We start from the raw sequence: 23,505 nt of genomic DNA on the forward strand, positions 1-23,505 counted from the left end.
ATTACACTTTCTTGGCTTGTTGAAATCCTCAGAAGTTGATATTTTCTCGGCCTCGATCACTCAGTACAGCACGAGGTGTGACTGCTCGTTAGCGGGAACTGTACCTGTGTATCTCTTGTGCCAATTTCTCTAAGAAAACGCCCTCATTTGCGAGGTCATTCCCCCAATTCATGACCGAGAATCTTGGTTTCGATGACACGGTCACGACGGTGCTACCACCCTCGGTGGACACCTGTATTTCAATTTCATCGCCGAAAGACTTCCAAGAAAGCGGTGTGAGCGCCTTCAGAGTCAATTTATCACTGTCAACATCGGCTGTCTTCCATCCAGCGTATCCGACCACTTCCCTACAAGCGTCAAACACCACGTCGGTATCTTGGGCGAATTCTTTTGTTCGCATACGTTATTCTTGAGACAAATTGAAAAGAATGTTGGGCACAACGGTGGCGCCATAGCCCCTGCTCGGGCTACCATCGGTAGCGACCGAGCTTTTCGGTAAAGAATATATTTGAATAATAGGATTTCAACAGAGCCGAGGCCGCATATCTCACTACGGTCTAAACTGCTCTGTTGAATACCGGTGTTGACCGAGGTGGTCAAAATTTGAGTTGGCTTGTTAGCGGTTGACGCTAGTGATCTCAAGATCGGTATCGTCTCACCATGGCTCAAAGATCGCTATTCACCTATGGAAACGCTGCTACCCGGGCAAACCACGTCTAGCGACAAAATGATTACGCCGTCTGGGGATCTGCTGTTTTCACAGCCGGTAGGCGGTCAGAACGTGTCTGCGGTGCGGTCGCTGTCTGGCGATAGCTGACGCTCACGGAGGGCCTCGGCCGGCCACTGAGGGCCGCCGGACCGGCGGCCCTCAGATCCCTCGTCTATGCGGTTACACCCGGTGGATCGTACGCTTCTCCCCGATCAAGCATGTGATAGATCGATACCAGCATCTTCCGAGCTGCTGCCACGATCGCTTTCTGTGAGTTTTTCCGGCTTGCTAACCGGTCGTAAAACCGACTCAGATACTCGTCGTTACTCGTATGAACTGCGGTGTTTGCTGCTTGGACGAGCAGCCATCGTACACGCCCTGATCCACGTTTCGAAATGCCCCCTTCGATCCGCGAGTCGCCTGACTCGCGGATCACCGGGTTCAATCCCACGTAACTGACAACCTCCTTGTCACCGTCAAACCGGTCGATCCCACCTAATTCCGCGTAGATCGTCAGCGCCGTGTAGTAGCTCACCCCAGGGATTGTCATCAGCAGCTGGGTCTCCTTCAGAGACCCAGCGCACTCTTCAATCGTCTCATCAAGCTTCTGAATCTCCTCGGTGAGCGACTCGATCAGGTCGAGGTATGACTCAAGCAACGTGTCGAACGGCATCGGGATCGAGAGTCCCCGCAGGGACTCTCGTCCCTCCACGGTTAGTGGTTTCACGTCCTCGGTGATGCCGTGATCGGAGAGGAGTCCATGGACCTTATTGGCGTACTTGGTACGGTTTTCGACCAAGGTCTGTCGCCCGCGCACGAGTGCGCGGGCTTCCCTGACCTCCTCGGTTGGAACGTAGCTTTCAGGCACCGAGTTTAACCGGAGCATCCGCGCGAGTTCTTTTGCGTCCACGCGGTCTGTTTTCTTGTCGGTGTCTGCGATCTGGTTGATCTTTTTGGGATGAGCAACGGTCACATCCAAGTGCTCCGACAGCGTGTCGTGGATGTGGTAGTAGTTGGAAGTCGCCTCAAGCACGGCTTGTGCGCCGGCGTACCGCTGGGCGAGCTCGTCGAGGTTCGCGTTCTCAACGCGAACCTCTTCGACGATCTTCCCAGCCTCATCCATCACTGCCACCTGTGCGTACCGTTTGTGGACGTCGATTCCGAGGTACATAGCTTGTTCACCCGGGACGCCAGTGCGTGAAGCAGAGATTCACCTATTCGGGCTTTCCCGGATGCCGCGGGGCGCGGCATCCGGGCTGTAGCGCCCATGACTCGGCTCCTTTCGCACACGGACCAGTCAACACGACGTGCTCTGAGGCACGGAATAGCGGTCGGTCTCTTGCGCCCCATATCTTGTTTCACGCTCTCCTAGGGTAGCAGCGTTTCCATCGAGTCAACACAGCAGAATTTTCGGATATACTACCCGACTGAACCAGAGGGCGACGTAGGTGAAGACCAGACTGATCGGCGCACACTGGCTCGCAACGGAGGCGGCGCGCGACCAATTCTGACTGGCATTAGAAGGAACGGCACAAAGCGCAGCCTGCTGTTCTCAGAAACTCGCTAGCGTCTCGTCTTTCGTCTCACTGAGGTACTGTCTGATCTCTTTTTCCCGCCAGCCGACCGGCGCCAGCACGCTCTCAACGGCGCGTACAGCGATGTCCTCGTACCACCCGGTGTCGTACCGTGGCACGGCTTCGAACTCCAACCTGACCCGCGATGCACCTCGTGCGTCCGCATCAACAACGACATACCGGACAGTTTGTCCAGGAGCCAATCCCGACCCTTCGATTTGTGCCCGCTTGAGGGCAGCGACGGTAAGCGTCTCCATTGAGTACTGATCCACATCCTTCGAGACGCGATTGTCGACGACGAGCGCACTGGGATCCACTCCTCCCTCCCGAAGTTCGCGGAGGTGCCGCCGGAGGACATCACACACCGCCTCTGGCGAGCGCGTCTCGTCGAACACGCGCAACGCCTCGCTTTGGACCTCTTCGACCCACGCTGGCGTGGATCGCTGCCGCCCCTCAATGCCTCGCGTCTTGAGTGCATCGCCGAGTCCCGCCTCAGGATACGCCTCACCACGGCGCTTCCCGAAGTACCGAGTGAGCGCTCCCGACTCACCGTTTCGCGTTGGGCAGAACGCGACCCACTCGAACGCGCATTCGTACTCTAACTCGATACCCGCTTCCGCGCTGATTTCGGCGGCGACCACCTCTAAGGGGCGCTGCTCGCGATCGTCGGCGGGTGTTACCCAGATGGAGTCGACGATGCCATGCACCACCCGCCAGCCCGCTTCCTCCAACGTGCTTTTGGCGTCAAGGAGGAGCTCACGAGCGTAGGCGTTGATCGCCTCATGGCACTCGATCCGCCCAAACTTGGCGTTTGAGAAGCCCTGATACCCGAAGCAAGACACGAGGATCCACTTGATCGCTGAAGAGGCCGCTTCCAGTCGCTCGCGTTCGTCGCCGGCGACGTCGGGTATCTCTTCTTTGATCTCACTCCGGGCGTCAATCAATGGTCCGAGGACCTCCGGTAGGTAGCCGTCCCGATCGCAGACGGAGTAGTCCAACCCCGGCACGTCGTCGGTGTCACAACACCCACAGCGGACGGTCTCCGGGGAGATGTTCCGAGTTCGGATGATGTTGGGATACAGTGAGGCGAAGTCGAGTTCGTGGACATCCTCGTGGAGACCGACATCGGGGGCGAACGTCGTGCCGCCCCGATCGGCGTCGTCAAGCGTCGACGCCCGCTTGAACAGCTCCGGGCGCCACGCGCGCCACGGCACGAGTACATCGCAATCCCTGGCTTCTCGGATCTGCATTGCTGTTAGCACTCGCCCGATTGAGGCCCACCCGAGTTCCTGTAGGGGAAGCCCGGAGCGCTCAACGAGATCAAGACAGCCCTCCAGCCCGGACTCGTGGTAGAAGAACGAGTTGGCCTCGTCGACGATGACCCGGCCGGGGACCGTGTATCGGGCCGGCGAGTGTCCGACGGTGCCGTACGACGTGTACGTCGACTCGCCGGCGAGTGTTGTGTAGCCGTCACGTCGACCGAGTTTGAGGTCGACGCCGTAGACGTCGGCTGCTTCGAACAGGAGCGGCACGAGCGCTGCCGTCGAGACGACCAGGACATCGGGATCGTGGTCGTCGAGCGCCGCTTGAACGCCACTGATCGTTTCGCCCGGCGAGGACCCGACGCAATCACCCTCGACAGCGAGTTGCGGTAGCGACTCGATGTCCGATTCGTGGCGTGGGAAGTTGAGATGGAGCGTCCGCAGGTCACGAGCCGATCGGTCCGGCGCGGCTCGGGTGTCTGTTTCGAGGCAAAACCGCAGTTGCCGGGTAAAATCGACGTTGTAACACGTGTAGGTGTCGGGCTGTCCAAACTGTCGGACACGGTTTGCGACCATCCGGACCGCCTCGATCGAGGCAGCGTCGACGCGGAGCAAGGGGCGGGCGGCAGTCCGGAACGTCTGCCGGTGTGATTCGACGCTGAGCCGCTCGATAGCCTCCTGTCCATCGAGGAACGACCAGAGTTCGCGGAGCGCGTCCGAGAGTCCGTCCCGAGACGGCGGCGCCGGATCCGGACCACCCGATCGCCCGTAGAGATCGTCCACCGAGTCACCGACGAAGAGCGTCGGGTGATGGGCCTCGTGAACCTCGCGAGCGGCGCCGTCCGGGGTGAGCGTCCATCGGGCGACGCGGCCGTCACCGAGGTACTCCAGCGTGAGCGTCACGTTATGTGTCGGTGAGCGACTCGACTTCGTCTTCCAGTTCGGCGATCCGGCGTTCCTGTTCGAGCGCGATCGCCATCCACACCGGCGCCAGTGGGTCGGCGGGGTTGAGGTTCCCCGCGGCGTCGGCGTGGTCGCGAGCGTACACGAAAAGCCGGTCGAATCGGGGCTTGTCTTGCCGGCGGAGGACGCGTCGAAACGCGCGCCAGTCGTCTTCGATCGCGCTCAACTGGTCCCGGTACGTCGGGTTCGTCCGGCCCATTACTGGATGCTTGGTGCGGCTGCGGCGCGGTCGACGGTCGCTCCCTCGTACAGCCGGGCGCGGTGTTCGAGCACCTCCTGCCAGTACGCGAGCGTCGTTTGGAACCAGCCGTCGTCGGTGTGGTAGACGAGCGTCTCCGTGTCGCCGGCGGCGTCCTCGAAGCGCGGCCCGAAGGGGGTCTTTTCACACTGGAGGTGCGTCGTCGCGGCCCGGCGGAGCGGCGTCGAGAACTCATCGTCGCGGCACCGCGTCACGAGGACCGGTGTGTCGTGGACGCGGGCGACGCGAGCGACCGACGCGATCGCGTGGACGAACAGCTGCTCGGCGAGTTCGCTGTCAACGTCGGTGGCGCGGTACATGCCGTCGAGTCCGGTTGCGACGACGACTGAGGGCGACTCGCGGGCGGCGAGCCGGCCAGCCAATCGGTCGAGCAGCGCGGTGTGTTGGTGGGCCGTGAACCCGCGAGCCACCTCGATCCGGTCGAGGACGCGATCGGCGGGCGCGAGTTCGCGGAGGCGGGTCGTGTTGGCCTTGTTCGCGCCGTCGACCCAGAACGCGGGGGCGTCCCTACTGAGTACTCGGTCGAGCAGGAGTGCTTGGACGGGCGTGACTCCGAGTTCGTCGTCGACGTCGACGAGCGTGACGCCCGGCGCGAGCTCCGGGAGATCGGCGGTCGGTCGTCGGGAATGGGTTTGCATGGTAGCGTGGATGGGGAGTTAACTAAAAGGAGTGAGCCATGGATGTGCAGTGAAAGTGGAAGTGCCGACGGCATCGAAGCCGTCGCGCCAAATTCTCGGGCACCGATCCGTTGAGAGCGTTGAAATCAGAACACTGTCCCGGCGTTCAGCGCTGCGCCCGGTGCCGATGGCGGCGCGAAACAAAAGCCAGTGCTAGTCGCTACCTGAGAAGTTCGGACTCGGCTCGCAATCCTTCGAAATCTGTGAGTTTCTCTATCACCTGTTTAATCGCGCTGACGTGTAAGCTTGATATGCGACGAGGTGAGCGACGATCGCAAGCGGTCCCTGCCGGAATTAAATCCTCTTCTCCGGCTACTGCCTCGACGGGCGCATTGCCGACCGGGGACCCGACGACGAGGCTGAAGCAGCCTTCGACGCTCCTCACGAACTTCTAGCACGCGCCTTGGAGGAAGACGAACTTCTCGCTCTGTTTGTCGCAAGCGTACTGCTTGACGACCGCTTGGGCGCCGCGCTCGGCGGTAGAGAGGGTCTTGTCGGGGTTCGACGTCCACATGTCGAGTAGTTCGATATCGCGGTTGCCCCGGCTGTACTGGCGGAGGGTGTTCTCGGTGTCGGCGGACTTGCCGATCTTGACGTCCATGACTTTGAGCCCGGAGTATTCGAGGTGAGAAATCCGAATCGCGTAGACCACTTCGCTCATAAACAAATCTTGTGAGAGTGGTCTCTTGAAACGGTTGGATTATCAATTATTTATCTAACCATGGCGCCAGATTAGGCCATATCAGGATTTCTTGAGAACCACAGATGGAAAAAGTCGATTTTGGATAAGGATTTATTAATATCCAAATGAGGTGAATGGTATGGTTGAGCCAGAGGATTATGAGTTTGTTGAGCCTATTATTGACAAGAAGCCATTACAGCCAATCTTTGATATTGACTATGACAACGAATGGGAGAGAGAACTCTATATTAATTCAGCCCTCGTACCGCTATATTTAGGAAAGAATTTGGATAGCAGCGGAAGCAATTCGTTCAATTCTGAAGAATTAGTTAACTACATTGCGACATTCTATGAGCGTTCAAGAGTGTACCACTCTTTTCTCAATGACTGGTTAGATTGGGCCAGTGAGGACCAAAATAAACCATATACCACAAAGCGAGCGGGGGTCCACATCTTTGCGCCAATCTATGCTCAGGAGCTGGAAGGACCAATGAGATACCACGCAGCAGTACTGAATGATCTACTCGATGAGTTTTCCGGATCTGATGGTGACTGGAGGAATCGGTTATATGATGGCGGAGAGCGTCAATATTTCGGAAATGTACTGAATACCTGTATACAATCATCCCAATCAATCCATGGTATATCAGAGTATGAGGAATTGAACAGGGGACTAGATTTCCTCACAAAAGCGCTAATTCTAATCGATCAACATAGTTCATATGCTACGCAAAATGGGTTAGGCAAGAGCTTTGAGGAGTCACTTAATGATAGTGATTTTGACGAGACACCGATGGCCTCCGATATTCGGAATGGTTTCGCTCATGCCAATTATAATCTCAACTTTGATGACGCACTCAATATTAACGAGAAAAATATAGATGTCGAGATAGACGGCACAAAGCTAACTAAGCGAGTAGAAAGCATAATTTCGTATATCAGTCGTCATATGTCGTTGATATTTGCCATTATTACGGGAGTCACACTAGCTCTGTACCATATTTCGATCAAAGAGGATTATGACGATCAGATAGAGATATTATGGAACGTTTTGCCGGGGCAAGTCAGTATGTCCGGATATTAGTTGGACGATTCGGATGCTGATCAATCCATGTGGACTGGTCTAAAACTGTCCTGCCTGAGTAAACGGCTCCGGTGAGGCCTCCTGTCTTAGTCGATTGAGACGCTGCTCTTTGTTTCTGGACGCCGCATCGATCAGCTTTCGATCGGGCCATGAGTGAATATGGAGACCACTAAACTGTTCTTTAGCAATCTCTCGCACAAGTTCGATATGCTCGATCGCGTACCTTGTCCACTCACCATGGTCGTGGATGCGTTCTAGCTCCTCCGCGACATCGTTGTAACCGGCCTCACGAGTCGCTTTAAGACACATGTCGAAGTTCGCACCACGAGGGTTCATCGGTTCGTGAAACACCACGTCCGGATCGACCGCGGCGAACCACGAGAGCGCCTCCCGAATCTCGTCTCGATCCATCGTCGGATAGGTCGGCGAGAACGAAACGAACCGCGGAACTCCCGCCCGGAATAGCTCATCAAGCGCTTCCCACCTCGCCATCGGAGGCGGCGCATTCGGTTCGAGTGCGTCGACGAGTGAAGCATCAAACGACGGTATCGAAGTTCCAACAGCCACGAGCCCGTCAGCCTCCTGGAACAAATCGATATCACGAGTCAGGTTCGGACTTCGCGAGAGGATTCGGACGGGAATATCTGCCTCGACGAGCTCACGAACGCATCCCCGAGTGATTTGCGCCGCTCGTCGATCTTGGTAGCAGTCAGTCCCGCTCGAAAGCATCACGACGCCGCGCCCCCGCCGCGTAACCTTCCACTCCTTCTCGAAGTCCGTATTCTGAAGTCCCTCGTGAACACGCTCAGGGAGGTCATCACGGTAGAGCAGGTAGTCGCCCCAGTCGCGTTGAGGGTCCTCTACCCCAGCCTTCTCTCCGAGCATCTCGTCGCGACTGTCGATCGCCGGCGTCGACGGGACGTAGCAGAACTTACAGCCGTGTCGGCAGCCCGTGGCGACGTTGATCACGTAATCGCAGAGGCTCTTCTCATTGAGCTTCGACTCGCTGAGGACCGTCTTCGTCGGGTCAACATTGACCGTCAGTCCACCCTTCTCCTCGCCATCCTCCGACGACGCGCAGTCCCAACAGAGGAGGTGTCCGTCAGGACGCGCGCTGAATCGGTCGGTAATCTGGTTGCCGCACTCCTTACAGACGAGTCCTTGCTGCCAGAGGTTGAGCCGATCGCCGTATTGACGCTCGGCTTCGCGCAGTTCGTCGAGCGTCGGATGTTTGCCCAGCTCCTCGACGACGCGACCGTCCTCGTCGACGAGGTGGACGAATCTATCGTACCACCCACCGTCCGGATCGCGTTCGGTGTCAAGGTGCATAGGTGACTCTCTAGTGTAACCTCGTTTTACAAATAGTATAAAATCGAGGTGATACCACGGCGAAAGTGGAAGTAAAAGAGATTACGCGGATGAGGGCAGCTTCGGATAGTCTTCGGGCGACTCCATCTTCTCGCGTTCCTGGCGGAAGAACTCCGCATCGTCGCCAGCGTGTTTGACGAATTCCTTGTCGGGCCAGAGGTGAATCGGGAGATCGAGGTCGTCACCGATGTCGCGCACCGCGGTCAGTTGCTTCTTCGAGTACTCGACCCAGTGGTCGCGGTCGCGGAGCTTGTCGAGCTCGTCGGCAAGTTCCTCCTGTCCGGCCTCGCGTGCGGCCTCGACCGTCATCTGGAAGTTGCCGCCACGAGGGTTGATAGGCTCGTGGAAGACGACGTCAGGGTCTAGGCGTTCCTTGAACTTGGTGAGGAGTTCGCGGAGGTCCTCGCGGTCCTGCGTCGGATATGTGGGTGACATGGAGACGTAGACTGGGACACCGGCGTTGCTGATCTCTTCGAGGGCGTCGAGTCGGGCGGAGGGAGCCGGTGCGCCGGGTTCAATGGAACGAACCTTCTCGTCGTCGAGGCAGGGAATCGAGGAGCCAACGGTGACGAGTCCGTTTGCGGCTTTGAACACGTCGATGTCACGGACGACGGCGGGACTGCGGGTGAGGATTCGGACCGGCTTTTCGTGTTTCACGAGCTCGATGACGCAGCCACGAGTGATCTGTGCGGCGCGGCGGTCTTGGTAGCAGTCCGTGCCGCTGGAAATCATGACGACGCCGCGCCCGTCTGGAGTGGAGTCCCACGTTCGCTTTCGATCGAGTTTCTGTGTGAGGCGGTCTGGGAGATCGTCTCGGTAAAGCAGGTAACTCCCCCACTCCTGCTGGCCGCTATTGACACCTACTTGCTCTTTGAGCATGTCTCCCCTGGCCTTGATGTTCGGTGTGCTGGGAACGTAACAGAACTTACACCCGTGTGTACACCCGGTAGCAACGTTGATTACGTAGTTACAGAGATTCTTGTGATGGAGCGCAGAAGACGAAATTACAGCCTTCGTCGGATCTGTGGTATGTGAAACGCCTCGTGAGTCACTTTCCATCTGTTGTTGCTCAACACAGTCCCAACAGATGATGTCGCCAGAAGAGGTAGACCCGTACCTATCCTCGATATCAGAGTCGCAGAGGGAACACTGAATGTTCGCGGAGAGGATGTTGATCCGATCAAGAGGGCTGCCGTTCTGTCGGCTCGCTTCCCTCAATTCGTCCAGGGTCGGATCGTCGCTTAGTAGGTCCACATATCTACCTTGATGCCGGACCCAAAACCCTCTGTGATCCTTTTGTATCGCTAGTTCATCTGATGACGGTTGTTTTTTCATCATTAGAACTCACCTAGGGCAGTCTGGCCCGGATCATCATCCGACTCCTCGGATAGCTCCTCCGAGATTCCCTCGTCATCTTCAGGCAAATAGGAGGTGAGAGAAGACTGTGAGCCGTCTAAGACATCCAGAATTCTATCGACATCTCCAGAGTGAACCTGTTCAATGAAGTCACGGACGTACTTGATCGTCTCCTCGTAACCGTTACCGTGCTCGATGTCACGAGTGGCGTAGATCATATCGTAGTAATAGCTCCCCACATCGGCCTCCACCCTCGTGTTGACCTGAACGGGTCGTTCTCGGTCCGCCAATCGGTCTAGGTATAAGTCTCGCATGAACTCACGCATTCCCACATCCGGAATCTCAACTGTGTCTAGATCACATCCATAGAACTCACCAACGGTCTCTGGATAGGTATCTACGTTCCGCCCGATTGCCTGTGAAGTTGGTAGATTAATGAGAAGGTCACCATACGGGGTGGGCGTTAATTTCTCAATTGCGGGCCACTTGACATCCATCCCCTGATTATCTATGAAACAGAGGTAATTCAGCCCATTATCGTCTTGGAAACTTCTCCACATACCAGTGATAATGTCTGGAATCGCCTTATTCGCGTCACGACACATCACCTCCCACTGCTCTGGTTCGGTGTACTTGTCCCCCTTCTCATTGAACGCGTATTCCAACCGACGCTCAAGAGCTTCAGCGTGATCAGGATCTTTCTCCACGAAGAACATTTTCTTGAACGGTACCGTAGCGTCCTTCGCAGCGATAAGAGGAGATCCGAGGAAGCACCGATTTTCTTCATCATACTGTGAAACACCAGATCCGGCCAGAGCATCGATATAGTAGAGATCATTGAAATAGTCGTTTTGAGCAAGAACGGTCGTGTACATGTTGACCGTAGCAGAGTGTAGAATCAGTTTCAGCGCAGACCACGTGTCAAAATCGTTTGTCTGTCTCGGCACCCGTGAATAGAACTCTTGGGAGTCCTCAGTCAGGCCCTCAATCCGGGTCTGGATATAATCGCGAACGTCAACTCCCATTGAATTCAAGATGTTAGTAGAGACTCATAAACCTTCAGTAAAATGCCACATATTCAAAATTAATTGAGTCTGATCTTGCTCAGGAAGTTTGTCTAGTGCTATTTAAGAGAGGCCCGTAATCGATTATATGTCTCTGTAAGCACGAACCTTAGCGCCTCTATATTGCTGAAATCATTCTTTAGAGCCTCATTGGTGAATGAACGTGGATAGAGGGACCCAAATATATCAGCAGGGCTTGGAAGTGCCGCAGCTAGAAGTATAAACACAAATCCGACCAAATAAACGGAGAATCCAGGGCTTCGAACGGCTAAGACTGTTGTAAGGACACTACCCCACGTAGCTGTGGGTGCGACACAGAATACCCGCGTCTGGGTGGGCGAAAGATCTCGGGGGTCACCTAGTTTCACCATAGTCGGGAAAATAATTGAGAATTCAATAGCCACATCATCCGTCCACCTTCTTGCGACAAAATAGTGGGTTATTTCGTGGACACAAAGCCCGATAACCGCTGATATAGGTGGGATTAGAACTGATTCTGCTAAGGAGTAAGCCATCTGAGATTTCAGTCTTGACTCTCTCTTCTATTCAATTAAATCGTACACTCACATCATCGTATTCCCGTCTCAAACGTTGGACCAAGACTTATTCATTTTCCAAATTTGTGGCATCAACATTGCCCGCAAGATATCCCCGGCCAAGTTCCGTAATCTCGTAGTAGCCGCGTTTAGGCTTTTTTACGAATCCATAGTCAGTAAGATCAGAAAGTCGTCTACTGACGTGAGTCCGCGATTTCTCGATGTTTTCGGCGATCACTGCCGGCGTGAGCCTAAGTCCACCTTCGAGAGCTTCGAGGATGCGATCGTCAGTTGGCATTTGCATCCAGTCCGCCGGCTTTCGCATGGCCCACGTTCCTCAGAACAGTCTCATAGTCGTGTTGGTACGACATTCTCCAGGCACTTATACGTAGCATTAATGTAACTTATTAGTAGAAGATTTTAATACCCTCGAACCCACACTTTACGATCACGGACCCACACGGCTATCTTCGGTAACACGCCGTGCCTGAGGAGGACGCGGGCCGCGCTGCGCCAACAGCCGGCCCGTGTGGGGTTCCGTGAACCAGCCACGAAACCCATGTACGCCGAAACCACGCGGGGGCTTGAAACTCCCGTCCGAGACGCGGCATCGACTCTGACTGACGAGTACCCGGCAGCGCTCGCGACGCTCGTCCGCGCCGACCGCGCGAGCCACGACGTCGCCCAGACCACGCTCCGCGAGTTCCGTGGAGAAGACGAGTTGCTGAAACAAGCAGTTCGAGGCGCCATCAGCAATAGTGAGGAGGCCAACTACAAGGCAATAGTTGACTCTCACAAGGGTGGTGCTGGCGGACGCGCTTTTCAGCCACTACTGACCGAAGGCACGAACACTCGGAACGGCATACCAACCTACTTCACCTTCTTGGAGGTCAGCTCATGAGTCCAGAGTGCGCTACGGACTGCCAGACACTAGCCACCCTCACCGCCTTCCAGCGGGACCTCCTCCGCACACTCGCGAAAACCGACGAGCAGAGTGGGCTCTCACTGAAAACGGATCTTACCACCTACTACGGTGAAGCGATTAACCACAGTCGGCTGTACCAGAACCTTGACGAACTCGTCAGACACGGACTCATCAACAAACGCCAGCGCGACGGCCGCACCAACAGCTACAGCCTGACTGACGCGGCACAGACAGCACTCGCAAAGCGCGACGCGTGGATCCGGGGTGAGACCGCGTGAACTTTACCCGTCCACACATCCGGTTTGACGCCCGCGAACGCCTTACCGGCGACTACGACGACATCACCGTCCAGCAGGCAGTGGAGGCCTACACACAATGACGAAGCTGTGGCGCTGCCGTCAGTGTGACCGGCTCGTTAATCGGTTTGTCAACGGCTGGATCTGCCCTCAGTGTGGCTGGTACTGTGGCCGGTCTCTCGCACACGTGAACAAGGGACCATGAGTCGGGAGCAACACTCCACCACCGGCTCGACGCCGCCAGTCCATCCCGCGAGCGAGCTCACCACGCGTCTCGATCAGCTGTCGCTTGCGTCCACGTCGGGTGCGTGTCAACATTGTGGGCGCTCGTTTACCGAGGGCGACGACGTCGTCGCGTACGTCTTCAAACCGGCAGACCAGCAAACCCACGAAGTTGGCCATTGCGTCTGCGCGCACAACGAACACCGCCAGCAGGAGGTGTTCACGCTCGGCGTCCACGAACTGCTGGTCGTCGGGCGCATCGGAATCGCCTCAGACGCTGCGACCCAATCCACCTGGCCGATTCTCGTCGACCCGGTCCCACTCGGTGTGAGCGAACCAGCGACGACGACGATCCGCTGGTTGCCACCGGAGACGCCACTCGCCGAGCAGGTCGTCCCGAACGCGACCCACCGGCAGCGACGGCGCGACGCTCGGGCGCAGGTGACGGTCGGTGACCCACTGATGACGGAGGGTGATGACTGATGTGGTCGTCGCCCCGCACCGAACCTCCGCAACCGAAGAGGTCCGGTCACCAACCAACGCGCCCATCCACACAGCCAGCAGCCGATCCGGACATCACCCGCGCGACGATCGCCCACCTTCGGCGGGCGCTTACCGCGAGTACTGCCAGTGATGTGGCCGGCGTGAAGGCGGCGCTCTTCCGAGCGACCCGGACTGTCGACGAGACACACCATCCAGACATCGCGGCCGCGATCCGGATCGCCCGCAGTGTCGATCCTGTCTCGCGAACGGTCCGCCAGTATATCCGAGAGCTGCTCCGCCGGCTCGTCGCGATGGTCAACTGCTGGGAGCCACCCAAGTGATGCCAGCAAACAAGCAGGCCAGCCGCGGGCCCGCACAGCCCGTCGGCCAGGGCCACGAGCGTGGCGTCCATCTTGTGGGTCCAACTACACAGCATGGCGCCGCCGGCATCCACTGTGGAAGCGTCTCGCCGCGGCTGACCGAGTGGATACCCGAGCTCCTCGACCAACTTCGTGAGGCGACCACAGAAACAGTCCGAACCCAGACACCCCACACCGACCCGTGGCGGGCGAGTACCTCACTCCTCGATACCACGCTCCCGGAGTGGAACTCCCTCGAGAACACGTGGGACGATGCGACCGCCGAGGCCGTCGCCTACACGCAGTCGATTACCGAGTTGGCGCTCGTCGACGGCGACACCGAGTCGTCATATCACACACAACGCCACAACGAATTACGCGACACCGTTCATACAGTCGGCACCGGGCGCGGTGCAGTCAACGCCGGGCTTGGCGCGCTCGCTAAGGGACCGGTCGCGCTCCACCGCGAGTTCGACCATACCCCCCGAGCGATCACCCTCGCACTCGATGGGTCGGCGTGGACCGATCTCACCGACCGCCGAACTGGCGTCCGCGCACTCGCGGCCATCGCCGTGCTCGCAGCCGGGTTCGACGTTCGCGTTGTCGTCTCTCCGGCGCTCAAACGCCACCTCACCCGGCGGTACCCACAGTGGTGTGAAATCCACCTCGATCTTACGCAAAGTCGGGATCGGTCCCACCCGCATCCCCACCGCGTTCAGTCTCACGAGCCGACCACCGACGAGTGCCACCCCGCTTGGGAAGCGCTCGATGGGCTCGAACGCACACCGGGGAAACGACGTCTCCTCACCAATCTCGACGCCACCACCGGGCGAACCTACCAAGATCTCGAACATGATCATGCGATCGACATTGAGGCAGGGACGGTCAGCCGGTACGTCCTTGATCTCGAGACGCGTGGGCTCGTCGACGTCGACCGTCGGGGCACCCACCACAGCGTCACCCTCTCTGAACGCGGTCAGACGGCCGTGGCTGGGTATCTCGACGCTGCCGGCGACCTCGTCCACCCCGAACAACGCCGACTGACTGACGATCTTACTGCGACCACTCACGATGTCACAAGTACAGTGTCGCCCCGCCCGGAGGGCTCCACAGGTGACACCCCACCCTCACTCGAGGAGTGGCTGGCGGCGACGGGTGACCCCGACGCCGACGGGGAGTTCATCCAGTGGCTCAGGGGGCCCGACACCGTCGATGAAACCCACCTCCACCAGCGATTTCGGACCCCTGCCCAAGACGATAGCGTCACACTCGTTGATGACACCCCAACGCCGTTCGATGACGGCCGAGTTGGGTATCTGAGCCACACCTCTGGCGAGGCGCAGGTCGTCCTCCAGTGGGGTGGGCCCTTAGCCACTCTGGGACGTCTCGCGGCTGTCTTACTCAGCGATAAGGCGCTCTCGAAGATCTTGACGCCGTCGCGGTTCGGCCGCACATTCGAGGCAATCCATCGCGGTGATCTCGAACAAGACGCCCCACGAGTGCTGTGTCGGGGCCACCAAGTTGGCTGGTACAGTGAGGACGAGCACACGTATGCGGCGTGGCGTGAACGCATCACGACCGTCCGCGATATACTGCTCGCTAAGATCGGCGAACACACGAGCAGTACCAATAGTGCCGCCCGGAGCGAACTCTTCGAAGCCCTCCACGGGTTGGTCGCTTCGGCCACTCACCTGTATCACGCAATCGGCGTCGATCTGACGACCACAATGAGGTTTCCGGACACCGAGGCGCTCGCGCGAAACTCGACGCAACGCCGGCAGCTCTGTACGTTCCTCGCGAAGACGGTACCCAAACAATCCGTCTACGGTGTTCACTCGGGCTACCGCATGTTGTTCGAAGAGCGCCCGCCCAAACTGCGACGGCGGCTCCCCTACGACGTCGAGCCCGACGCGACGATGGATCTGACGATGTCGTGGGTGCTTGCGGGCCCGACGATCACCGATCTCCGCGATGCGATCGAAGAGGCGCTCACCACAGAGCTCACCGCCGTCCGAGAGGCGATCGCGGAGGGCACCGAAACTGCCCCCACGCTCTCGATCCCGGTCGTCGACGGGACGACCTACCCCGCCATCCGGCGGGTGATCGACGAGATTGCGATGACCCACGACGCCCAGTGGACACCCCGCGAGCGACAGCGGCTCGTGCGGCGCTGTCTGCGCTCGTTCGGCCCGGCGGACACCACTCGCCGTGCGTGTCCGTACGACGTCGTGGTGAGCCTGCTGCGTGCGCTGAACGAGTCTCACGCTCCGACCGTGGCTGCGGTTGAACGCGCGGCGGCGACGCTCTCTGTCGCGCGGTTCCGCCCCGATCTCGTGCCAACGGCGACGGCGCTGTATGCGACCCTGCTTCGAGCCGACGAGCCGCTCGGCCGCTCAGCGTTACTCGAGCGGGCCGACATTGCGGCTAGTAGCTATGATCGCCGGATTGGCACTGTCCAAGCGCTTGACCGAGTACAGGCCGTCCAGATAGATGGCCACCGACGCTGGGTCACCACCGACGAACCCAGTCACCCGTCACCGCAGCCGTCGCCGTACCTTGATCAGCCTCATTCCTGGCTCCCGCTGTTGACGCATCGCTCACGAACACATTCAGTCCGTCTCGCCCCCACTCTGTGGATTCCACTCGGAGTCGACTGGCGACACCCACATCGCATCCACATGTGGGATCAACACGCCCTGACTGGCACTGCCGTTGACACCGCCCTTCCGGTGAACCAGTGGGGACCGCGCCGGGAGGACTGTACCGCAATCACCGACGCACCAACTCATCACAGCCACCGACCAGCCGCAGCGCTCGAAACCATCACCGATGAACCACGCATGACACCACAATACTACGCACCGACCGCATCGCTTCTCGACCACCGACGTCTCCTCTTACCACGGGGTGTGTCCCGATGAAACACTCAGGAAGCGATCGTCCAACCGACGCCATCTGCGAGCGCCAGTTCACCGAAGAGGGGACACACATCCGCGTCGCCCGCTGTGAAGAGGCCGCATCCCAACTCACGTGTAGCGTCGAACAGCAGAATCAGCGCCTGTATCTCACTGTGTCCACTAACGATGCGTAACGCCACAAGTACGCGACCGAAGGTTGTTCGAGTAATCGACAAGTACGACCTCGACGACATTGGCGACGAAATGGTTACCGAATGGACAAAGCCCGAGAGTACCCGCCGCTCTTGTCGTGAACTCGCGGAATTCTTCAACATCCGTGTGCTCGATGCAGCACTCCGCGAAGCGGGTATCATCTGGGAGAGATCACTTGTGGAGGAGTGTGCCGCGATCATCAAAGACGATACTAAATCGATGACAGGATATGATCTCGATCGCAGGGGAGTAGACACCGACGAAGTCGGTGGGGACATGGTGTCGTATCAATCGATATATACGTATCTGACAGAGTATCGTGATATTACGTATGAGCGTGAGGTCGATGATATCCGCTCACGAGTTGCGAGTTTACAACAGATCGAGACAAAGGCAGAAACGATTGCTACTGGGATTATCTCACACTCTGTGACACACGATCAGGTACACGGAGTGGAGCCTGAAGTAGAGGTCACGATGGATTGTATCTGTAACACATGCGGGAGCAACACCGAGATGTCGGTGTATCTGCGAAACGGCGGCTGTCCTGCCTGTAGCCGGTCAACATAAGCTGTCGACCGGCTGTTTCGGCGGCAGATGGGTTGTAACAGGATCCACGGAAGAGTGCTGATTCGCTGAGTCAGCGAATGCGGGTAAACGCCTTATTATCCAGCCATCTACGTGGATACATGTCTGACAACCAGTCGCTTAGGGCGCGTCTCAAAGAGGATCTGACAAGCAATCTCTCGGTCAGTGTTGTTTCCGTGATCCTTGCTGTCGTAGCCTTGTTTGTGTTCGCTCAGATAGGCGATCCAACTACGGGAGGATTACTTCTTGCACTCAATATCGGGGTGTTCATTCCTTACGCATACGAGCGTTACTGGCCTGTCGCATATTCAAGAAGCGCAGCAGCTGTGTGGACTATCTCAGCTGCGCTGATCACGACAGGTTTGTTCATCGGCACATATCAACTCGCTTTCAGTGTGGTTCCCGGCGAGTACACCGGTGGAATTGCGTTTGTCCTAACCGTGCTAATTCAGTATGGGATCGCAGCGTTGTTCATGCGAGTCCGACAGCATACGTAAGTGAAAGATAGTAACTAATGGATGAATTGCGTCAGAGGAACAGAATGATTTTTCACACAGCAGCCAATTGGCCGTCTCAACACAAGGAAACTTGCGTTATCACAGCCAAGGAGAGTACAGGCGTGACCGATGAAGCGGACGTAGATGAAATACTCGATCTCCTTGACGATCAGTACGCGCAGGTAATCCTCCAACAGACACGGAACAATGTGATGTCAGCCAAAGAGATTAGCGAGACATGTGATATCTCAATTTCAACGGTCTACCGGCGGACAGAACGACTGATCGAATGCGGACTTCTCGCTGAACGACGCGTCGCACAACCCGATGGAACTCACTATAGTCTGTACGAAGCACGGTTAGATGAACTTACCGTCCGTCTCACTGACGATGGATTTGAGATAACGGTCTCAGAGAAGGCGACTGGTGATCTCGCTGACCGCTTTACTGATATGTGGGAGGGGTTATGATGTCCGTGGTCCAAGCGGCCGATACACAACTGCCGTCAGATTATTTTTTACTGCTATCTGTATCGCTTATCGCCCTCGGATTAGCGCTGTTCATTGTGTTCCACGCCTATAGGGGATATCAGCGGAACAGCAGCATCCGGATGCTGTACCTAGCCTGTGGCCTCGGTCTCATCACTGCCGTCCCTATGACGCTCTCAATCGGGGTTAACTCACTTGGGCAGATGATTGAGCTTGCTCCTCGCGTGTATACATTTTATCTTCCATTAGTGATACGAGTGAGCGAAATAACTGGGATTTGTACTCTGCTCTACTCCTTGCTTATCACGCCTAGCAAATCTCAGTGAGTGTTCAGTACGCAGCCATCACCGAACAGCTGTTTCGAGAGGCGATATGTCTGAAGAAGAGGATTTCAACCGAGCCATGCCGGGGAGAGGTCCGTGAAGATAGAGGCGGAAACGGGGCCGTTCTGGGAGAAGTGTGGGCCGGCCGGGAGTCGACGGGAAGTTCGCTCGCCGATTACGTATCGGTCAATACCACTCATAGCAGCCGTTAATTACCGTAATCTCGTCACCAACTTATGGATCATTTTGCGTGTCCAGCGTGTGAGGTCTCGTCTCGGTCTCGCTTCGAGGAGATAGAGGAAGGCGTCGCCGCCGGGGCTGACGTGAAAAGCGTCGGCGGAGACGCCTGCGCGGATGCCAATTCTCACCGTCGTCGAGCAGTATTAGTCGGGACGGCAGGCGCGACAGGGATCGGCGGCCTCGCCGTCGCGCGTGGCACACGTCGACTGACTGATGGCGGGACTGATGGGGACACTCAGGCGGTGACCGACGACCCACCTCCCAAGCCAACGGACAACCCGACGCTCATCGCGCATCGGGGGTTCGCGGGGGAAAACCCTGAAAACACGCTCACAGCCGCGCGGGCGGCAACGCGTGAGAAGGGACCCGGCGGCCGCGCCGATTTTGTCGAGTTCGATGTCGTCGCCACCAGTGAGGGCGATGTCGTGGTGTTCCACGACGACGAGCTCGCGGGTCGCGACGGGGACGGGTCGGGGGTCACGGATGTCGACGGCGTCGTGTGGGAGACGGACACGGAGACGGTCACGAGCGCGGCGGTGCTCGGGACTGAAGAGACAGTGCCCCGGCTCAACGAGATGCTCGCTGCGATCCCGACGGACGTCGGCGTCAACGTCGAGTTGAAGAACCCGGGTAACGGGTCGCTCCGGTTCGGGGAGAAGCTCTCCGAGGGAGATCTTGAAGCGCAGAAATCGATCTGGAGCCCCTTCGTCGACCGCGTTCTCGCGGCGTTGGACGCGACCGATCACGAGGTCTTGCTCTCGTCATTCTACGAGGCGGCGGTCGCGGTCGCGGCCGAGCGGTCAACATATCCGGTCGCGCCGATCCTATGGGACTCGGTTGAGGACGGGATTTCCATCGCCGAGCGGTACGACACTGCGGCGGTTCACCCGCCTGCGGAGATGGTCCAACGGACTCCCTTCTTCGACGACTCGCGGTTCAGCGGCACCGACATCGTCGAAGCCGCTCGGTCGGACGGCCGCGCGGTCAACGTTTGGACGGTCGAGACGTGGTATCAGGCGGAACGCCTCATCGAGGCCGGCGTCGACGGGCTCATCGCCGACTATTCGACGCTGCTGTCGGCGTGAGCGTCGGCCGCCGACCCATCGGCTGTGTGCTGGAACAATACGAGGTAGTATGTATTCCTATTGATTAATACATGTTAACATATCTTGAACCGTACCCCACAGGAGATCTATTATCAACAGTTATACACTTCGTTCAGGATCAGTGAGGCGTATGGCACCAACTCACGGGCGTTCACATAGCATCTCACGGAGAAACACCCTCGCGACCACCGGTGTCGCGCTCGCCGCGGCGACAGGCCTTGCCGGTTGCCTCGGAGGCAGCAGCGGCAGCGGCGAAGCGGAGTTCTCTCCGATCGCCGAGGAACTCACCGTCTGGCACGCTATGGGCGGGACGAACGGGGAGACGCTTGACCAGATCGGGGCTGACTTCGAAGACGAGACAGGGAAACCGGTTAACATGGAGTTCCAGGACAGCTACGAGAACGTCTTGACGAACACATTGTCCGCGTTCGACTCTGGGAACGTTTCGGACATGCTTCAAGTCGACAGTCTGTTCGCACAGCAGGTGCTGGACACGGACCAAGTCCGTCCCGTCGAGGAGATTCTCCCCGACGACTTCGATTCGGGCGTTTTTCTCGACAACGTCGCGGATTTCTTCACCGTTGACGGCGAACTCGCCTCGCTCCCGTTCAACAACTCCAACGCTATCATGTACATCAACCGGGATGCCTTCGAAGAGGCCGGGCTCAACCCCGACGACCCACCGCAGACACTGGCTGAGGTCAGGAGCGCATCGGAGCAGCTCGTCGATGAAGGCGTGACGCAGTTCGGGATCACCTGGCCGAACCACGTGTGGTTCGTTGAGACGTGGTACGGGTTCGAAGGCGAACTGATGACGGACGCCGAGAACGGCCACGCCGGCGAGCCCTCCGAGTTCCGAACGCCGGACGCGGCCTACGACATGTTCGAGTGGTGGAGGGGGATGGCCGAAGACGATCTTTACACGAATCCGGGGATTGAGGCGTGGGGTGAGGCCACGTCGCTCTTCACTGAACAGGAGTCGGCAATGCTGCTGACGAGTACTGCATCGGTCGCCGGCCTCATCGCCAACTCGGACGGTTTCGAGGTCGGCGCTGCCCCGTATCCGAGCATCAGCGACACGCGCGTCGGTCCCGTGATTGGTGGTGCCTCGTTTTACGTACCTGACGGGCTCCCCGAATCGCGGTACGAGGACATCGGCCAGCTCTTACAGTACATGTCCGAACCGGAGGTCCAGACGCAGTGGCACAAGGGGTCGGGGTACTATCCGATCACGCAACCGTCGGTCGACTCGCTTCGTGAGGAGGGCTGGTTCGAAGAGAACCCGATGTACGGCGTCGCCCTCGATCAGCTCCAGAGCGGGGATGCGAGCGACCCGGCAACGAAGCGCGCGCTCCTCGGGCCGGCGCGGAACGTTCAGACGGTGATCCAGGACAAGTCCGTCGACATCCTGAACGCCGACGACATGGACGCCGAGGTTCAGGCGCTCAAAACAGAGGTCGAAGACGTGCTGGACAGCTACTACAACTGACGAGGCCGACGACGCCAGCTGTAAACAATTCGAACCCACGCCCTATCCAACTCACACAACGTTATCTCACACGAATGTCCACACGCGAAATATTCGACAGTCGGATCGAGTCGGGGTTGCTGTTGCTGCCGACGCTCCTCGTCACAGTGGTATTCCTCTATTACCCGACGGCGATGGCGTTTCGGACCAGCTTTTTCGACTCGAGCTTTGGACGGGCCGAGGTGTTCGTTGGGCTCGAAAACTACGCCGGGCTATTGACCAGTTCGGGGTACCATCAGAGCATTATCATCTCGGTCGTCTTCGCGGCCGTCGTCGTCGTCGGCGTCGTCGGCGTGTCGCTGTATCTGACCTTCCTCATCCATGAGGTTGACACGGGCCAGGGGCTCTACCTGATTTCCGTGATCTGGCCATACGCGCTTCCGCCGGCGGTCGGCGCGCTCGTGTTCCTCTTTATCACTCACCCGACGCTCGGCGTGCTGACGGGACCCATCGAATCGCTCGGCGTTGAGGTCGACTGGTTCAACAACGGGTCGCAGGCGTTCATCGTGGTGGCGTTGGCGGCCATTTGGAAACAGATCGGCTACAATGTGATCTTCATGATTGCCGCGATGAACAACGTGCCGGACACGCTCACGGAGACCGCCAAACTGGACGGAGTCGGCGGGCTGCGCCGGCTCGTGTCTGTGTACATCCCAATCATGACGCCGACGATATTCTTCCTCGTCATCATCAACACTATCTACGCCTTCTTCGGCACGTTCGCGTTTGTCGACCTCCTCACGAGCGGCGGACCATCGAACGCGACTAACATCCTGATATTCAACCTGTACCAAGAAGGATTTTCCTTTTTCAACTTCGGCATCGCCTCCGCGAAGTCGGTCGTGTTGTTCGTCATTGTTGGCGTGCTGATGTTCGTCCAGTTCCAGATCACGGACAAATACTCATATTACGGTGGCTAAGATGGTCGGAGTACTCCAATACGCGAAACGGCGGGTCGACGCGCTGAGAGGCAACTACGAGACACAGCGGATCAACGAAGACGATCTCGGTACCCACTTCCAGCTCCTGCTCCTCGTCGTGGCGGTGGTGTTCCCAATTGCCGTCGCGCTGGCCGTCAGCACGAAACAGTCCGGGGTCGTCACCAGCGTTGTCGACCTCCTTCCCGGAGGTTACGCCGTTGAGAACTACCGCGAAGTGCTCGTGGAATATCAATTCGGCCGCTTCATGTGGAACTCATTGGCGATGTCGGTCGTGATTGTCGTCGGGAAACTCATCATCTCGGTGTTCGCAGCGATGGCGATCGTCTACTACCGGGTCCCGTACAAAGACCTCGTGTTCCTGTTTATCTTGTTCACACTGCTTCTGCCGGTTCCCGTCCGGTTCATCCCACTGTTCCAGCTGATGAACGACCTCGGGTGGAGCAACACGATCCTCGCAATCACGGTCCCATACCTCGCAAGCGCGACGACGGTCTTCATTCTCCGCCAGCACTTCCTGTCGATCCCGACGTCTATCGTCGAGACGGCGAAGCTGGACGGTGTCGGCCCGCTGAAGTTCATGCTGTTCGTGTTGCTACCGATGTCGAAGGGGGTCCTCGTTGGCGTCTCGATCATCATGTTCGTCTACGCGTGGAACCAGTATCTCTGGCCGCTGATCATCATCGACTCCGAGGCGAACCAGGTCGCGCAGGTCGGCCTCCAGCTGTTACAGGGCGACGTACAGGGCGGACAGCTCTCGTGGTCGCTCGTGATGGCCGGCTCCACGCTGACGCTTTTACCCCCGCTGCTCCTGATGATTGTGTTCCGAAAGCCGCTGTTAGAGACGTTCAGTATCCAACAGAAGTGA

At 58.0% G+C, this 23,505-nt stretch carries 23 protein-coding genes; 13 read left to right on the forward strand and 10 right to left on the reverse strand.

Features of this window, described 5'->3' with window-relative positions:
• Positions 1-88: 88 nt before the first annotated feature.
• The 6 genes from EXE50_RS08620 to EXE50_RS08645 all read right to left on the reverse strand — a co-directional run bounded on the left by EXE50_RS08620 (position 89) and on the right by EXE50_RS08645 (position 6,105).
• Entirely contained in the window at positions 89-400 is a 312-nt protein-coding gene (locus tag EXE50_RS08620; protein WP_137704829.1) for a hypothetical protein, read from the reverse strand.
• A 481-nt stretch (positions 401-881) separates the two neighbouring features.
• Complete coding sequence (locus tag EXE50_RS08625) at positions 882-1,880, reverse strand: IS110 family transposase (protein WP_053773194.1); 999 nt, start codon at positions 1,878-1,880, stop codon at positions 882-884.
• 381 nt (positions 1,881-2,261) lie between these two features.
• On the reverse strand, positions 2,262-4,448 hold the full coding sequence (locus tag EXE50_RS08630) for a type B DNA-directed DNA polymerase (protein WP_053771981.1): 2,187 nt from the start codon (positions 4,446-4,448) through the stop codon (positions 2,262-2,264).
• A 1-nt stretch (position 4,449) separates the two neighbouring features.
• Positions 4,450-4,707, reverse strand: coding sequence for a hypothetical protein (locus EXE50_RS08635; protein ID WP_053771982.1), 258 nt, complete (start codon positions 4,705-4,707; stop codon positions 4,450-4,452).
• Entirely contained in the window at positions 4,707-5,405 is a 699-nt protein-coding gene (locus EXE50_RS08640; protein WP_053771983.1) for a hypothetical protein, read from the reverse strand. The genes EXE50_RS08635 and EXE50_RS08640 overlap by 1 nt, the downstream gene beginning before the upstream one ends.
• A 430-nt stretch (positions 5,406-5,835) precedes the next feature.
• On the reverse strand, positions 5,836-6,105 hold the full coding sequence (locus EXE50_RS08645) for a hypothetical protein (RefSeq protein ID WP_240471150.1): 270 nt from the start codon (positions 6,103-6,105) through the stop codon (positions 5,836-5,838).
• Positions 6,106-6,265: 160 nt separating this feature from the next.
• On the opposite strand from EXE50_RS08645, the gene EXE50_RS08650 reads away from it, so the two are divergent.
• Positions 6,266-7,210 (forward strand): hypothetical protein, encoded by a 945-nt coding sequence (locus EXE50_RS08650; RefSeq protein ID WP_137704830.1) that lies wholly within the window; start codon positions 6,266-6,268, stop codon positions 7,208-7,210.
• Between the two features lie 39 nt (positions 7,211-7,249).
• On the opposite strand, the gene EXE50_RS08655 is transcribed toward EXE50_RS08650, so the two are convergent.
• The 4 genes from EXE50_RS08655 to EXE50_RS08670 form a co-directional block, all read right to left on the reverse strand.
• Positions 7,250-8,539 carry a radical SAM protein gene (locus tag EXE50_RS08655; RefSeq protein WP_053771984.1) on the reverse strand — a complete coding sequence of 430 codons (1,290 nt, stop codon included), beginning with the start codon at positions 8,537-8,539 and terminating at the stop codon, positions 7,250-7,252.
• Positions 8,540-8,620: 81 nt separating this feature from the next.
• A complete protein-coding gene (locus EXE50_RS08660) occupies positions 8,621-9,832 on the reverse strand; it encodes a radical SAM protein (protein WP_240471151.1) in 1,212 nt (403 codons plus the stop codon).
• Positions 9,833-9,915: 83 nt separating this feature from the next.
• Positions 9,916-10,959 (reverse strand): three-Cys-motif partner protein TcmP, encoded by a 1,044-nt coding sequence (tcmP, locus tag EXE50_RS08665; protein ID WP_053771985.1) that lies wholly within the window; start codon positions 10,957-10,959, stop codon positions 9,916-9,918.
• A gap of 642 nt (positions 10,960-11,601) precedes the next feature.
• The gene (locus EXE50_RS08670) at positions 11,602-11,859 is read right to left on the reverse strand and encodes a winged helix-turn-helix domain-containing protein (RefSeq protein WP_077152289.1); all 258 of its coding nucleotides are present in this window, start codon (positions 11,857-11,859) and stop codon (positions 11,602-11,604) included.
• 234 nt (positions 11,860-12,093) lie between these two features.
• Here EXE50_RS08670 and EXE50_RS08675 point away from each other — a divergent pair, with 234 nt between their 5' ends.
• The 12 genes from EXE50_RS08675 (at position 12,094) to EXE50_RS08740 (ending at position 23,505) form a co-directional block, all read left to right on the forward strand.
• The gene (locus EXE50_RS08675; RefSeq protein ID WP_077152290.1) at positions 12,094-12,435 is read left to right on the forward strand and encodes a hypothetical protein; all 342 of its coding nucleotides are present in this window, start codon (positions 12,094-12,096) and stop codon (positions 12,433-12,435) included.
• Positions 12,432-12,737, forward strand: a complete 306-nt coding sequence (locus EXE50_RS08680; protein WP_053771986.1) for a helix-turn-helix transcriptional regulator — start codon at positions 12,432-12,434, stop codon at positions 12,735-12,737. Before EXE50_RS08675 ends, EXE50_RS08680 begins: the two co-directional genes overlap by 4 nt.
• 219 nt (positions 12,738-12,956) lie before the next feature.
• On the forward strand, positions 12,957-13,460 hold the full coding sequence (locus EXE50_RS08685; RefSeq protein ID WP_053771987.1) for a hypothetical protein: 504 nt from the start codon (positions 12,957-12,959) through the stop codon (positions 13,458-13,460).
• Positions 13,461-13,621: 161 nt separating this feature from the next.
• Positions 13,622-13,801 carry a hypothetical protein gene (locus EXE50_RS08690; protein WP_053771988.1) on the forward strand — a complete coding sequence of 60 codons (180 nt, stop codon included), beginning with the start codon at positions 13,622-13,624 and terminating at the stop codon, positions 13,799-13,801.
• Entirely contained in the window at positions 13,801-16,740 is a 2,940-nt protein-coding gene (locus EXE50_RS17690) for a plasmid replication protein RepH (RefSeq protein ID WP_240471152.1), read from the forward strand. Before EXE50_RS08690 ends, EXE50_RS17690 begins: the two co-directional genes overlap by 1 nt.
• Before the next feature lie 162 nt (positions 16,741-16,902).
• Positions 16,903-17,499 (forward strand): rod-determining factor RdfA, encoded by a 597-nt coding sequence (gene rdfA, locus EXE50_RS08705; RefSeq protein WP_137704831.1) that lies wholly within the window; start codon positions 16,903-16,905, stop codon positions 17,497-17,499.
• 119 nt (positions 17,500-17,618) lie between these two features.
• A complete protein-coding gene (locus EXE50_RS08710) occupies positions 17,619-18,014 on the forward strand; it encodes a hypothetical protein (RefSeq protein ID WP_077152291.1) in 396 nt (131 codons plus the stop codon).
• Between the two features lie 122 nt (positions 18,015-18,136).
• Positions 18,137-18,484 (forward strand): winged helix-turn-helix domain-containing protein, encoded by a 348-nt coding sequence (locus EXE50_RS08715; RefSeq protein ID WP_077152292.1) that lies wholly within the window; start codon positions 18,137-18,139, stop codon positions 18,482-18,484.
• A gap of 823 nt (positions 18,485-19,307) precedes the next feature.
• On the forward strand, positions 19,308-20,150 hold the full coding sequence (locus tag EXE50_RS08725; protein ID WP_241982646.1) for a glycerophosphodiester phosphodiesterase: 843 nt from the start codon (positions 19,308-19,310) through the stop codon (positions 20,148-20,150).
• Between the two features lie 322 nt (positions 20,151-20,472).
• A complete protein-coding gene (locus EXE50_RS08730; protein WP_053772358.1) occupies positions 20,473-21,660 on the forward strand; it encodes an ABC transporter substrate-binding protein in 1,188 nt (395 codons plus the stop codon).
• Between the two features lie 74 nt (positions 21,661-21,734).
• Positions 21,735-22,619, forward strand: a complete 885-nt coding sequence (locus EXE50_RS08735; RefSeq protein ID WP_053771992.1) for a carbohydrate ABC transporter permease — start codon at positions 21,735-21,737, stop codon at positions 22,617-22,619.
• A gap of 1 nt (position 22,620) precedes the next feature.
• Entirely contained in the window at positions 22,621-23,505 is an 885-nt protein-coding gene (locus EXE50_RS08740) for a carbohydrate ABC transporter permease (RefSeq protein ID WP_053771993.1), read from the forward strand.

The sequence above is a fragment of the Halorubrum sp. ARQ200 genome (genome assembly GCF_005435115.1).
Taxonomy (GTDB): Archaea; Halobacteriota; Halobacteria; order Halobacteriales; family Haloferacaceae; genus Halorubrum; species Halorubrum tropicale.